Below are 14,200 nucleotides of genomic sequence, written 5' to 3'. Positions count from 1 at the left end.
CAGAAATTCTTCTTTTTATTGTTCCGAACTCAATTTAACGCAAAAATTTTAATCGGGCTAATAACTCTTTGTTGTAGTGAACTAAACGCATATGACTTGTTTTGGCATAAAAATAGTTTTGTGATGGGGTTTTCCTCATAAGCAGTTATGCCACTTTTAGCTGCGTAATTACATTGAGCTTCTATACTTAAGGCGTTATCAGTGAGGAAGTTAGCTATGTTGCGGTTATTGGTTTTTATTGGGTTTCTGTATGTTAATACAAGTTACGCAGAGAGCTATACGGTACTGAGTTATCACGGTGCTAATCCGCCCTACAGTTATTTTGAAGATGATATTATGAAAGGTATTTTTCCTGATATCTTTGCGCGTATTTCGGAATTATCTGGGCATCAGTTTACGTTCGTTACTTTTTCTGTTGCTCGTGGTTTACGATTGTTTGATCAAGGCCAAGTTGATATTGAACCGGGCGTTAATCCAATATGGCGTAGCCACACCAAAGTACCGGGTATCTACAGTGAATTTTACGCCAGCTCGCGAGAAATTGTCGTCGCGTCGCAATATCGTCAAGAAAGAACACCGTTAGATTTATATCATAAAGTACTCGGCGTAGTACGTGGCTATCGCTATGGTGAGTTTGAACAACACTTTGCACCTGGGAAAATAGTGAAAGTAGATTCCCGTTCTGAGGTTGAGTTATTGGCGCAAATTGAACATGGCAATATTGATTACGCCATTTTAGGCGAAGCAAGTGCGCTGTTTTACATAAATAAAAACAAAAAAACCTCGTTTAAACCGGTATTATTAGTGAGTGATTTGCCGGTTGCCATGCGTTTTCAGCCACATTTAAGTGTGTTGCGCTCAGAGCTAAACAAAATTTTGATTGATATGAAACAACGCGGTGAAATAGACACTATTTACGCTAAATATGGCACAAAGCCGTAACGTCTAACGGTCAACTTTACAGCTGCAAAAACAAGCTTAAAAGTGCAACACGCAACAAAGATTTAGTATATGCTACAGGCCCCTGTTATTTAACGTTAGCATTATGTATGTTGCTTTGTTTTTCCTTTCTTAATGGAGTGCTATCTGCTCCGTTTATTTGCCTATTTCAAAACCGGACTGCTTTTAATAAGCAGCGTAGTATTGCTTTTCTCACCCTAAATGTATCGCTATTTGGGTATAAGTATGACCAATAAACAGTTTTTTCTTTTGCTTTTGCTCGCTGCAATTTGGGGCGCATCGTTCTTGCTTATTCGCATCGCCGTTGACAGCTTTGCACCGGTTTTTTTAATTGAGGCGCGGGTATTATTTGCTGCACTTAGCTTATCAATTATTGCGCTATTGATGCGGCGTAAAGTGATGGTAAAAGGCCTTGTTGGGCATTACTTTTTTGTCGGGCTTTTTAATTCGGCAATTCCATGGATGTTATTTGCCTACGCGGCCCAAACGCTAACAGTTGCGATGTTAGCTATTTTAAATGCCACAGCGCCAATTTGGGGCAGTTTAATCGGGCGATTTTGGCATGGAGAGCGAATTTCTCGGCAAGGTTGGTGTGGACTTGGCTTGGGTATTTTAGGCGTTGTTTTAATGGTTGGATTAGCGCCGAATACTTTCAATGCCGAAAGTTTAGTCGCGTTACTAGCCGCTACGTTTGCCGCGTTTTGTTACGGTATAGCGACAAATTACACTAAGCATGTAAAACACAAAGTGCCGGGTTTTGATACATCTCATGGTAGCTTGTGGGCCACGGTCATTTTGTTAGTGCCGCTATTGCCGTTTTTCCCAATGAATCAAATACCATCAACAGATGAAATATTGGCGGTGGTATTACTTGGCATAGTGTGTACTGGCATCGCGCTTATTTTTTATTTTGATTTAGTTGCCGAAATTGGCGCAGCGTCAGCATTATCGGTGACATTTTTAATTCCGGGGTTTGCTGCAATTTGGGGTTATGTTGTCCTTGGCGAAGTACTCACTTTAAATGTGTTAGTAGGCATTATTACGGTGTTACTAGGTACCATGTTAGTAACTGGATTTTCACCTATGCGTTTTTTGAAAAAACGTAAAGGGGATTTACAACCATCAAGTAAACTGTGACATATTGTCGCAGTTTGCGGTTTTTACTTTGTGATGTGGTGCTTTTTTTAGGAAAATTTCCTTAGTTTGTATATGGAAGTTTTTTATGAAAAGCACACTTAACACAATAACGCTTTGTATTCTCTCGTTATCGTCATCTTTAGTATTTGCTAAGCCAGATATGGAGGTGATCACTGTTTCGTCTCACATTAATCAATTTGCGCTATCGACTGAGCAGGCCAAGGCCAGTGTATCACTGCCTGATGTATCAGATTGGTTACTTTCAGTACCTGGGGCAAATGCCAATAAAAATGGTCAAATATCGGGGATAGCTCAATATCGTGGATATTACGGTGATCAAGTCGCTGTTGCCATCGACGGTGTAAAGCAAATTGGCGCGGGCCCTAATGCTATGGATGCACCGCTTAGTTATGTTTCGCCACTTTTAATTAATTCGGTAGATGTGTATCGCGGTATTGCACCTGTGAGTAGCGCGTTAGATTCGTTTGGTGGTGTGGTTAAGGTGCATCAAAAACGTGCCGCTGATATTGACGCGGGTGAGCGTAATTTAGCGCTTACCGGTACTTATTTATCTAATTATTCTGGTTACAATGTGTCAGCCGTGGCAGGCGCAGGGTTTGATGAATTTGCTTTAAATAGCTATGTTGCATTGCAGAATGCGGATGACTATAAAGATGGTGATGGACGAGAAGTTCACTCATCGCAAGTCGAACGCTTGCAGTATGGCGTTGATGTGGCATATCGCCAACAAGCGTCTTCAGCTGGCTTAATTTGGCAGCGCACCGACACTAAACCTACCGGCACAATCGCATTGCCAATGGACATTGATTACGTAGAAAGTGATCGCATTAAACTTGATTACCAAACACAGATTAATGACCTTGCATTAGATGCATATATTGCCTACCACACCGCAGAGCATGGTATGGATAATTACTCACAGCGAAGTAATGCAAATAGGCAAAAACATCGCTACAACACAACAGATGTTGAGAATTTAAGTTATTTTGTTGCGGGTAAATTGGCTCAGTGGCAATTTGGTTTAGAAGGCTATGTTAGTGAACATGGCTCACGCATTACCAACCCAAATAATGCGATGTTTTTTGTTGAAAACTTTAATCAAGTTGAAGATAACCGCCATTCAATCTTTACCGAGTGGCAATCAGAAGCCAATGATTTTAGCCAGCGTGTTGGTGTACGTGTTAAGTACAATCAAGCAGATGCAGGTACTGTGTCTAGCATAATGGCGATGATGAATCCGCATATTAAAATGTTACAACAGCAGTTTAATAATGCCGACCGCAGTGTTAATGACACCACAGTCGATATTAGCTACTCGGGCAGGGCACAGCACTCAGAGCGTTACTCTACGGAAATTAGTTTTGGCTTAAAACAGCGCGCGCCATCTTATCAACAGCGTTATTTATGGTTACCAATGCAAGCTACCGGAGGTCTTGCTGATGGTAAAACCTACATTGGTAATATTGATTTGAATGCAGAAACCGCTTATCAGTTAAATCTTGCATGGCATTATCAAGCCAATGGTTTTAGCATCTCACCTCAGATTTTCTATCATCAAATAGATGATTATATTCAAGGTACGCCATCAAATAATATGGCTGCGAATATGGTTGGAACTATGATGGGCGGTGAAGTGCCACTTCAGTTTAATAATATTGATGCACACTTGTTTGGTGCAGATGTAAATCTAGTCTGGCGTTTGAATAATCAATGGCAATTAACAGGCGTTGTTAGTTACGTCACCGGTGAGCGAGAAGACATTGATGATGATCTCTATCGTATTGCGCCGTTAAACTCGCGTATTACTGCTCATTATCAAATTGGTGATTGGCACTCGCAGCTAACATTGAATGGGTATGCCAAACAAACAAAAGTGAGCGAATTAAACAACGAGAAAGAGTCAGCAGGTTACGGCACCCTTGATTGGCAATTGGATTACGATGTAACAGCGCAACTAAGGGTTAACTTTGGTGTTAACAACTTGCTAGATAAAGCTTATCGCCCCCATTTAAATGGTGTTAACCGTGCCATGGGTAGCGAAATAATGGTGGGTGAAGGTGTACCTGAGGTTGGCCGCAACGTATTTGTTGGGTTTAACATGAGCTTATAGCGCGTTAATGTAAATATTTAAAAGGAGCGATATCGCTCCTTTTTCATTGGGTGTTGAAAGCGATTCGTTAAACTTTAAAGATACTAATATCGTTATTAAGCTTACCGGATAACTCCGACAGCGTACGGCCAGTTTGCGCCATATCAGATGCACTAATTGTGACGCTGCGAATGCTATCGCTAAACTCGTTAATATTTTGCGAAATTTCAGCTGCAACCGTAGTTTGTTCTTCAGTTGAGGTAGAAACCACGATATTCATATCGGCAATTTCGGTAATTGCTTCGGCAATAGATTGAATTGAACTGGCTGATGCTGCGGCAATTTCAACACTGTGACTCGCTTTACCTGATGCATCTTCCATACTTGAAACTGCGCGTTGAGATGCATCTTGTAAGGCGATGATCATAGAGCTAATTTGCTCTGTGGCTTTTTGCGTATTGTGAGCAAGCTGGCGTACTTCGTCGGCAACCACAGCAAAACCGCGGCCTGATTCACCAGCGCGCGCTGCTTCAATTGCCGCATTAAGTGCAAGCAAATTAGTTTGCTCTGCTACATTTTGAATAATTTGCACCACTGAGTTGATTTCATTGCTTTTTTCACTCAATAAATCAATGTCTTCTTTGGTGTGACGAATCACTTCGTTTAATTGATTAATTGAATCAATGTTCTCTTGAACTTTTGCTAATCCGTGTTTAGCGGTATCGTCAGATTCGTTGGCTTTATGTGATGTGGTTACCGCATTGGATGCAACCTCGCCAATAGCTGCGCTCATTTCGGTAATGGCTGTAGCAATCATGGTGGTTTGGTGTTCTTGTTGCTCTGTGGTTGCAGCTACTTGGCTACTGCTACGCGACATTTGATCTGATTCATCGCTAAGGGTTTTAACCGCGTTTAAAAGCTCTTCGATCAGTGACTTAAAATGGTTGAGCATAGTATTAATGCTTACCGCCGTACGAGAAAATTCATCATTACCGTTTTCTGAAACACGTAGGGTTAGGTCGGTATTATTGGCAATATTCGCCATGGTAGAACCAATTGCTCTTAACGGGGTAATAATGGACTTATAAATGAATAGCGCCATTACTATAGTGGCAATAAGCAGTAAAACACAGGCAATAATAAAGCTCAGTTGCTTAGATTCGTAGTTTTCTGTTGCATCATCGGTAAATTGCTGTGATGTGTTTAGCTGTAAGTCGATCAGGTCATTTAAACTGGTACTAAAAGGGTCAAACACATCGTACATCTCTTTTACAAACATTTCAGGAGAGCTGGCGAGAGGTTGCTCCATTGCAATCTGATTTTGGTACCAATTTACTTTTTGTTTTACTTTGTTAAATAGGGATTCACTCACACCAATCAGTCGTTTTTCTTCGCTGGTAAGCTCGGTATTTAAGTAAGCCTGCCAGTTTTGATTAGCAATGTTTTCAGCGCTTTCAATAGCTGCGAGTAATTGGCTTTTAGAAAGTAATTTTGCGTTGTATTTATGCAGATTATCAACAATGCTCACGGCGTAATTGTCAGACACCACTTTTATTTGTTTTAGGGGTACGACACGGTCGTTGTTGATACTTTGAATTCCCATCACCAGTGACTTAGTCATCATCAGCGATATGATGGCAAGGCCAATAAAAGCAATAATGGGAACGGTTATTAGAATGGTAAGTCTAGTTTTAACACTGACGGTATTGAGCATAGTAATTACCTTATAGGCTTATTACATTAATCTGAGCGAGTCAGATTAACGGCTTTAACATATACCCTTCGACCTTACTGTTTTGCTGTTATGGTCCTCCCTATCCAATGTAAAAAACAAAACAAGCCATAAACCAGTTTTAAGTATGGTTTATTGTTGAGAAAAGTACATTGTTGAATTCACTAAAAATTCATTTTAAATTTATTTTATTTCATCTTGATTAAGGAATATCGATAAATCAAAGGCTTATTGATTCTGATCAAATTATGCTCGCACTTATTTCTGGGTTCGGTATTTTAGTTTTTACAATGAAGGGTGTGTTGTTTGAAATGTAAACGATTTGATTTTTGCAGAACAATTAATGAATGCGCTGATAGTACTAAAGTTATACGAGCTAATTGCTGCAATATGACTTAGTCTAGTGTTATGCATATAAATAAAAACGAAAATAATGCTTACAATTTGGTCGGTTAGTGCAATTGCATTTGTTTATTTGGCGCTGTTATTTGCGATTGCTTATGTTAGTGAAAAATATAAGTTCCAGTCATTTAAGTCCATGGTTTATGGGCTAACATTAGCGGTTTATTGCACCTCTTGGTCGTTTTATGGCACCACAGCGCAAGCGGCAAATAATGGCTGGTGGCTTGCGCCAACTTATGTGGGCAGTTTGCTTTTATTTATTTTTGGCTGGCAAGTGTACTTAAAAATTAGTGATATATGCCAAACGCACAAAATTACCTCGATTTCCGATTTTATTGCCACACGCTACGGGCAATCTAGCTCACTGGCGAGCTTAATTACCACTATTTCTGTTTTTGCCATTATTCCTTATATTTCGCTGCAGTTAAGTGCCATAAGCCAAAGTACCCAATTAATTGCTGGCAGCGCTGAAACGCAGTCAATTTGGCACGATGGAACGTTTTATATCACATTAGTTTTAGCGATTTTTGCGATGTTATTTGGTGCTAATAAACTGCGCCCTAATGCGCATAACTTAGGCCTGATGAATTCCATTGCGTTTGAATCATTAGTTAAGTTATTCGCGTTTTTAGCGATTGGTTTGTATGTGTGTTTTGAACTATTTGAGAGCCCAGAAGCGCTGTTGCAGAGCGCAAAATCTGCAGGGTTAGAACAACAAGTAGCAGATCATGGTAGTGCTAATTATGTTTACATAAGCCATATGATTTTAGGCGTATTGGCAATGCTCTGCTTACCACGTCAATTCCACGTGAGTTTTGTTGAACGCGACGATAAAACTGACATTAAAAAAGCACGCTGGATATTTCCGATATATTTGCTTTTGCTAAATATTTGTACCCTGCCAATTGGGTATGCTGGGCTTTTGCTACTCGAGCCACAAAGTGTTGCGTCAGATACCTTTGTGCTGGCGCTGCCGCTTGCATTTGAAAATCAAACTCTGGCAATGGTTGCGTATTTAGGTGGCTTTTCAGCTGCAATCAGTATGGTGATTTTAGCGGCCATTGTGCTCTCATTAATGATAACAAATGACATAATTAACCCACTACTGTTAACTAAAAATAAAGAGGAAAGTGCCGCAGCAGGGCTTTCACCCACAGGAATTTTACGTGCGCGAAAAGCGGTTATTCTGATGGTGCTTATTGCCAGTTATTTTTGCCATAAGTTACTCAGTGGTACTAATAGTTTGGCAAATGTGGGGCTAATGTCGTTTACTTTGGTTGCACAGTTTGCGCCTGCGTTATTGCTAGGGCTAGTATGGCGGGGGGCATCGCGTAAGGCAGCAAAGTACGCCATTTTAACGGGCTTTGCTGTATGGGGCTATGGCTTGTTTTTACCGTCAGTCGCTACTAGTTTAAATTGGCAAAGCGCTTGGTTAGTGTCTGGCCCGTTAGGATTAAACTTTCTTGCGCCTGCTGATTTTTTAGGGCTTGGTCTTGATAGCATTTCGCAAACTTTATTGTTATCACTCACCTTTAATACCTTAGTATTTGTTTATATTTCATTAAAACGCGGCGCGGAAGTGGCGGAGCAGCTGCAAGCTGAAAAATTTGTATTCTCGGTAGAGCAACAACATGCCAACAATGCTAAACATCAGCTAAGCGTTGATGAATTGAGTCGTTTATTACTGCGCTTTGTTGATGGCGCGACCGGTAAGCAAATTATTCAGCAGTATTTTCCGTTAATCTCAACCGATTGGCAAAAACCCGCTAGCATGGAGTTAGAATCTTTGGTTGCTAGAGAAATGGCTGCGGTGATTGGCGGCTCGTCAGCAAATTTGGTACTTACGGCTGCGAAAAATAAACACGGGCAATTAAGCGAAGTGGCAACCATCGTAGATGAAGCTAGTCAAGTACTTAAATTTAATCGCGATTTACTGCAATCGACAATTGAAAACGTTAACCAAGGCATTAGTGTGGTAGATGGCGATTTAAATTTAGTAGCGTGGAATAGCGTATATCAAACCATGTTTAATTACCCTGAAAACGCGCTGTATATCGGCCGTCCCATTGCCGATATTATACGTTTTAATGCCGAACGCGGTTTATTTAAAGCAAGTAATATTGAAAGCGAAATAGCTAAACGTTTAGCGTTTTTAAAAACCGGCAGTGCTTATAAGTATCAGCGTGCTCACCAAAATGGTCGAGTATTTGAAATGCAAGGCAATCCACTGCCAAGTGGCGGCTTTGTAACTACTTTTAGCGATGTAACTGAGTTTATGAAGACTCAAGACGCGCTTAAAGAAGCCAATACTAACCTTGAGCAAAAGGTTAACGAGCGCACCCATGCATTAACGCAGGCCAACTTAGAATTAGCGCAAGCAACCGAGAGTAAAACCCGGTTTTTTGCCGCGGCAAGTCATGACTTATTACAGCCCTTTAATGCCGCCAGCTTATTTTGCTCAGTAATGGAAGAAAAGTCGCAAGGCTCAGAATATGCGGAGCTTGCAAGCAATATTAAAAATTCCCTTACTTCGGCGGAAGATTTACTGAGCAGCATTTTAGAGCTAACCAAACTTGAATCGGGTAGTTTAAAAATTGAAAAAAGTGAATTCTCGATTGCTAAACTGCTCACGCCACTTAGCGCTGAATTTTCTGCCCTTGCGTACGAAAAAGGCCTTGTTTTTAAATCACAATTTGATGATGTGACTGTTAGTTCCGACCGCACTTTACTGCGCCGCGTAGTGCAAAATCTATTAAGTAATGCGGTGCGGTATACTCAAATGGGTGAGGTATTACTTTGCGCTGAAAAAGTGGGAAAACAACTCGTGTTATCGGTTACAGACACCGGCCCTGGTATTGCGGTTGAGGATCAAACTCTTATATTCCAAGAATTTAAACAGCTTGATGGACATGATAAAGCGCAGGGGCTTGGCCTTGGTTTAGCGATTACAAAACGTATTTCTGATGCGCTCAATCTAGGCCTTACTTTACGGTCAAATATAGGTCGCGGCGCGCAGTTTTCTATTTATTTGCCGCTTGTTGTAGAAAATAAAAATCGACAAGAGTTTACTCCACCACCTGTAAATAATGAGCAAGCAGCGAGTTTTGTTGGCTTAACTGTGTGGCTTATTGATAACGATGAAACGGTGTTACAAGCCTTAGCCAAGCGTTTACAAACGTGGGGCTGTAATGTACAAACTGCAACCAATAAAACTCAGTTAACCGCACTTAAAGAGAAAAAAGTACTGCCAATGCTAATAATTGCCGATTATCACCTTGATGACGGTGTTACTGGGGTGGAATTACTGCACGAATGCGGCTTGAACCATCTGCCTTGTATTATAAATACCGCCGAGCATGACGAGTCGGTGCGCGAGCTGATAAGCGATGCGGGATACCCGCTACTGTATAAACCAGTTAAAGCACCCGCGTTAAAGCGTTTAATTAAAAAGTTATGTGCTTAACTCTATAGGGTTTTGTCTTAAAGTAAACACGCGGCATCTTGTCGCTTAGTTTTGACATGTAAAAATTACTAAAATCGGGCTAGTTACATGGCAAGAGTGATATCTCGAACGTATTGGATACATTAGTGTGACGCTCGTTTAACCTGTTCTAACATTGCACTAATACTCTCTTTTGAAATGCGTTTAGTGTCATCAATAATATGAATTTTACGCTCAGTTAAATCTAACAAGGGCAGGCTATTTTTGTGTGGTGGGAAATTCACTAGTAAGCTTATGTAGTTGTTGTTTTTATTGAGCTTATTAAGGCCGTATTCGATGCGTTCGGCAAGCGCAGTATTATCTTTGGCAACAAAATAATATATGTTTAGCGGATAAACGATTAGGTGGTTTTTATCCATTGCTAAATTAGGAGATTGATAGTTGTTTAATTCAGAATTCACCTCAAAAATGCCCCTCAAAATATAGTCATAAAGCCCTTTTGCCGTGTCGGTATAGAGGTGTTCATACCAATTTGTTTCGTGAACATTAAACCGATGTTGTTTTAAAATAATAGTATCTGGCCAATCGAAGCCTTGTACAAGTATTAGTTTTTTAAGGTCATTAATTGAAGCTGTTTTACTAAACTGCTTTTTAACGGTTTTGTTATAAACGGCTACTCGATAACCTAACATGCCAGCCATTAAAGGAAATTTTATTGCACGTGCTTGTTGCTCTCTTTTATGTGTAGATGCGGTCTAAGTAATGTCTAGTAACCCTGAGTTTAAGCTTTTTAATTGCCGTTCTTGCTGCATTGGCACATCTGACGCCTCTAGTTTACATGGTCCATACTTATCTTCTGAGGCCTTACAAACGAGATCTAATATATAAATAAAGAAGCTTTTTTGCGGATCTTTATGCTCTAGCACTTTGGCGTGTTTAATTATGGTAATTTCAGGCTCAGCCTGTGCGCTTACTGGCATAAAAAAGTATGTTACTACCAATAAAATCAGTATCTTATTTAAATTCATTTGACTACCCGAAACCTTGCTCAACAATATCTACTTAACTTTTAATGGGTGAGTTGTCAGCCATCAAGTCAGCATACACCCTATTGAGCGAATTTTTAAAGGGCTACTCGTTATGTGGCTTTTCCAAATATGCACAATCATTACGATAATAACCCATTACACTTAGTATAACGGGTTATGAGATTTAAGCTGGTTTGATGCGGTTTGTCGCAACAGCTAATGATGAAATTTAGTTTAAACCCATTTTTTTCGGGGTTATACGTGAACCATGAGGTTCAGAAAAAGCGGGGTTCACGAAAACGCGTCAATATAGATCTGTATAGATCTGTGCCTTGCTCGAAAAGATAATGTGTGAGCATTCAATTTTAAATAGCAATGTTTTGTTTGCCCAAATAGCCTGGCTGACGTAATCTAAATATAAGTGTTGATATTTTATTCAAAATCGTAGTAGATATAATTTAAATAATTTTTGTTAGACTTTGCTCTAATTCATTGGCTGTAATTATGACAAAACCTGTAACCCAGTTTATTGCGCGACAAGCCATTCTCGATGCATCAAAGCAAATATTTGCTTATGAATTACTGTATAGAGATTCAGACAATAATGCTTTTCCTGTTGGTGTAACGGATGAACAAGCAACGGGGCGGGTGTTTTTTAACTCACTTATTCTGGTGGGAAAAGATAAGTTGGTTGCCAATCACTGTGCTTTTATAAATTTATCTGACACAACCTTACTGCAAGAAATTCCGCGACTAATAACACCCGACAATCTTGTGCTTGAAATTGTTGAGCGCTCGCAGAATATTGAAGAATTACTGGAAATTGTGAAGTCGCTCAGAAAACAGCACTATAAATTTGCCCTTGATGACTATGATAAAGACCCGAGATGGGAGCCTCTGCTGCCGTATATGTCATACGTAAAATTAGAGTTAGAGCACCCGATTATAAAAACCACCACCTTGGTTAAAAAGCTCAAGCGTTTATACCCAAAACTTAAAATTGTTGTTGAAAGAATAGAAACCTACGACGAATTTGAATACTTAAAAGGCGCGGGCGTTGATTTGTTTCAAGGCTTCTTTTTTGCTAAACCCGAAATGCTAACCCATGGCAACGTTGAACCATCGAAGCTAGTGGTATTTGATTTATTAAAGTCGACAACTCAGCCAAACCTCAATTTCAAAGAAATCGAAAGTAAAATTGCCAAAGACTTAAGCCTCACTGCGCGTGTGTTAAAACTCGTTAATGCCCGCTCAGGCCTTGATAAACAAGAAATGAAGTCGATTTCGCAGGCAGTAGTGTATTTAGGAGAGGATACGCTAAGGCAATTTATCCGTGTGCTAGCGCTCAGTGATTTGGGTGTTGATAAGCCCTCAGAACTGACCAAATTTGGCTTAATGCGAGCAAGATTTATGTCGCTATTTCTAGCGCCAGGCGGCACAGATATGGCCGAAGAGGGTTATCTGATTGGCTTAATGTCTATTTTAGGCGCTGTATTAGATATGGATCTTAATACTGTTATTAGCGAATTTTCATTAGACAGCAATTCAAGCGGAGCGCTTTTAAACTATGAAGGGTTGTTAGGTGGTGCATTAAAAATCGCAATGGCGATTGAAGAAAATAATTGGCAAACAGCGGAATCCATTTTAGCTGAGGTAAGACCTGCAACCCCCATTTCGAGTATTTTTGAATTGGCAGAGCAAAGCCGTACCTACGCGGATGATGTGTTTGCAGTTGTATCTGGATGAGGGCTAAATTTAGCTCTGTAAACTTTAAAGAGTAGGTTTTAAACTGAATAAAGGTTACTTTTTCAACCATCTAATTATTGATATGAATTGGGCTGTATTTGTCTTTGCTTCTAACATCTGCCAAAGATTAGAAGCAACCGTAATATCGTTTCGCAGTAGTCTTAACTGAGGTCAGGGGTGGCCGTTGGAGCTAAAAATTTATGGGTGAATTGTTAACTCAGGTCATAACATAAAATCAATGACACTAATTAAGTTGATTGATAAGCATAACTTGAAATTTTTTTGTCGCTGCTTTCGACAGTAGCCAAAAGGGGGGCTAACGCCGGTCCCCCTTTGGATTCCCCCGACGCCCCAAAATCAAACTATTCTTCAAACATAATTTAAATGTGAACTTAAACGCCATGAAGCAACGTCCTTGTTGAACATGGCTTGCTCGACCGCTTCGCCCCTGTCTCGCATTATTCATTTAAATTGTGGTTTCAGGTTTGATTAATGGGTGAAGGAGTGAGTCTAGGTACCTGACTCAATGGCAGGTTAGTGCCCAGACTGTGTGAAAACTCATGTCGAGTAGAACTTGTTGCCAGTGCTTTTACTTAGAAACCATCGAAGATGGTTTCGATCGATTTTTTCTCAGCATAGCAGCTTTGTTCAGGCGAGCGAAGTTACTATCACAACGCTACTTTAATAGCATTGCTTAACTCTCGAAATCCCATAATTTTTATCATTCTTCTGAAGTTGTAAGCAAGAATATGAAGACTTATTTCCGTACTTACATTTTTAAATCTGCGCGTTAACAAGTGTGTCGCACCCATCCAGAGTTTTATCGTGCCAAATGGATGCTCAACAGTTTTTTTCTGTGAAGCATAGCTTCGGGATTAGCATCTAATTCGTCTAACATTTTGTCCGTTAACCCCTCGTGTATCCATCGTTTAACCTTACGAGGTTCTTTTTTAGAACGAGTGCATTGAGATCTAATCTGGCAACTGGTGCAGGCGGCACCATTTACATAAACATCTAAATCTAGACCACTATCGAATACTGCAGGGAATGTAAAATTAGAGATAAATGTACTACATCTAAAAAAGAACCAAGAAAAATGAGACGCCGGGTTCATGAAACGGAAGTTGAAGCAATGTTGGCTCGGCTTGACGATGCACCAGACACGCCCGTTATTCGCAAGCAAACAGTTGAACATCCATTTGGCACGATAAAAATGTGGATGGGAGCAACACACTTCTTAACTCGTCAATTCAAAAATGTGAGTACCGAAATGAATCTTCATGTTCTGGCTTATAATATGAAGCGAATGATATCGATTATGGGTGTTCAAGGCTTAAATAAAGCAATCAGGGAGTTATAGAATCAATAACTTCGCTCGCGCACAGAAAATAATGCTCCTAAGAAAAAATATCGCGTTCGAAATCTTCTTCGAAGATTTCTTACAACGCAGAAAAGCAAAACTGTTTTCACACAGCCTGGGCTCTTTTCGGCCCGATAAAATGAAATGTCCTTTTTCATATTGGACATTTAGGTATTCAATGTGCTCAGGTATAAATTTATCAACCTCGTTAAGTGGCACTTGGTAGGTGAGTGAAACAATAAACATATGTCGTCCTTGATTTATAAATGCAAAGTATGACTAC

At 40.0% G+C, this 14,200-nt stretch carries 10 protein-coding genes and 1 pseudogene; 6 read left to right on the top strand and 5 right to left on the bottom strand.

The genetic code is table 11. From position 1 onward, the window contains the following. Nucleotides 1-216 precede the first annotated feature (216 nt). The 3 genes from AN214_RS00415 to AN214_RS00405 all read left to right on the top strand — a co-directional run bounded on the left by AN214_RS00415 (nt 217) and on the right by AN214_RS00405 (nt 4,228). Entirely contained in the window at nt 217-942 is a 726-nt protein-coding gene (locus AN214_RS00415) for an ABC transporter substrate-binding protein (RefSeq protein ID WP_054977922.1), read from the top strand. A gap of 243 nt (nt 943-1,185) precedes the next feature. Continuing rightward, the gene (locus AN214_RS00410) at nt 1,186-2,097 is read left to right on the top strand and encodes a DMT family transporter (protein WP_054977921.1); all 912 of its coding nucleotides are present in this window, start codon (nt 1,186-1,188) and stop codon (nt 2,095-2,097) included. 85 nt (nt 2,098-2,182) lie between these two features. Further along, nucleotides 2,183-4,228 carry a TonB-dependent receptor gene (locus AN214_RS00405; protein WP_054977920.1) on the top strand — a complete coding sequence of 682 codons (2,046 nt, stop codon included), beginning with the start codon at nt 2,183-2,185 and terminating at the stop codon, nt 4,226-4,228. Nucleotides 4,229-4,295: 67 nt separating this feature from the next. Here AN214_RS00405 and AN214_RS00400 read toward each other — a convergent pair whose 3' ends face one another. After that, a complete protein-coding gene (locus AN214_RS00400) occupies nt 4,296-5,921 on the bottom strand; it encodes a methyl-accepting chemotaxis protein (protein ID WP_054977919.1) in 1,626 nt (541 codons plus the stop codon). A 451-nt stretch (nt 5,922-6,372) separates the two neighbouring features. On the opposite strand from AN214_RS00400, the gene AN214_RS00395 reads away from it, so the two are divergent. After that, entirely contained in the window at nt 6,373-9,804 is a 3,432-nt protein-coding gene (locus AN214_RS00395; protein WP_054977918.1) for a PAS-domain containing protein, read from the top strand. A 122-nt stretch (nt 9,805-9,926) separates the two neighbouring features. Here AN214_RS00395 and AN214_RS00390 read toward each other — a convergent pair whose 3' ends face one another. Both AN214_RS00390 and AN214_RS00385 read right to left on the bottom strand, forming a co-directional pair. Beyond that, complete coding sequence (locus tag AN214_RS00390) at nt 9,927-10,484, bottom strand: hypothetical protein (protein WP_054977917.1); 558 nt, start codon at nt 10,482-10,484, stop codon at nt 9,927-9,929. Nucleotides 10,485-10,538: 54 nt separating this feature from the next. Next, nucleotides 10,539-10,811: a hypothetical protein gene (locus AN214_RS00385; RefSeq protein WP_054977916.1), complete on the bottom strand. Its 273-nt coding sequence runs from the start codon at nt 10,809-10,811 to the stop codon at nt 10,539-10,541. A 504-nt stretch (nt 10,812-11,315) separates the two neighbouring features. Here AN214_RS00385 and AN214_RS00380 point away from each other — a divergent pair. Further along, on the top strand, nt 11,316-12,557 hold the full coding sequence (locus tag AN214_RS00380; RefSeq protein ID WP_054977915.1) for an EAL and HDOD domain-containing protein: 1,242 nt from the start codon (nt 11,316-11,318) through the stop codon (nt 12,555-12,557). 668 nt (nt 12,558-13,225) lie between these two features. Here the strand turns inward: AN214_RS00380 and AN214_RS22410 are convergent. Continuing rightward, on the bottom strand, nt 13,226-13,369 hold the full coding sequence (locus AN214_RS22410) for a hypothetical protein (protein ID WP_235576687.1): 144 nt from the start codon (nt 13,367-13,369) through the stop codon (nt 13,226-13,228). A gap of 227 nt (nt 13,370-13,596) precedes the next feature. On the opposite strand from AN214_RS22410, the pseudogene AN214_RS00375 reads away from it, so the two are divergent. Further along, a pseudogene (locus AN214_RS00375) lies at nt 13,597-13,917 on the top strand (transposase); the annotation flags it as partial. On the opposite strand, the gene AN214_RS23240 reads toward AN214_RS00375, so the two are convergent. Next, nucleotides 13,912-14,163 carry a YciI family protein gene (locus tag AN214_RS23240; protein ID WP_152960679.1) on the bottom strand — a complete coding sequence of 84 codons (252 nt, stop codon included), beginning with the start codon at nt 14,161-14,163 and terminating at the stop codon, nt 13,912-13,914. The pseudogene AN214_RS00375 and the gene AN214_RS23240 sit on opposite strands and share 6 nt — an antisense overlap. Between the last annotated feature and the right edge of the window lie 37 nt (nt 14,164-14,200).

It is taken from the genome of Pseudoalteromonas sp. P1-9 (assembly GCF_001399975.1).
Classification (GTDB): Bacteria; Pseudomonadota; Gammaproteobacteria; order Enterobacterales; family Alteromonadaceae; genus Pseudoalteromonas.
This window is presented reverse-complemented; position numbering and strand designations above follow the sequence as displayed.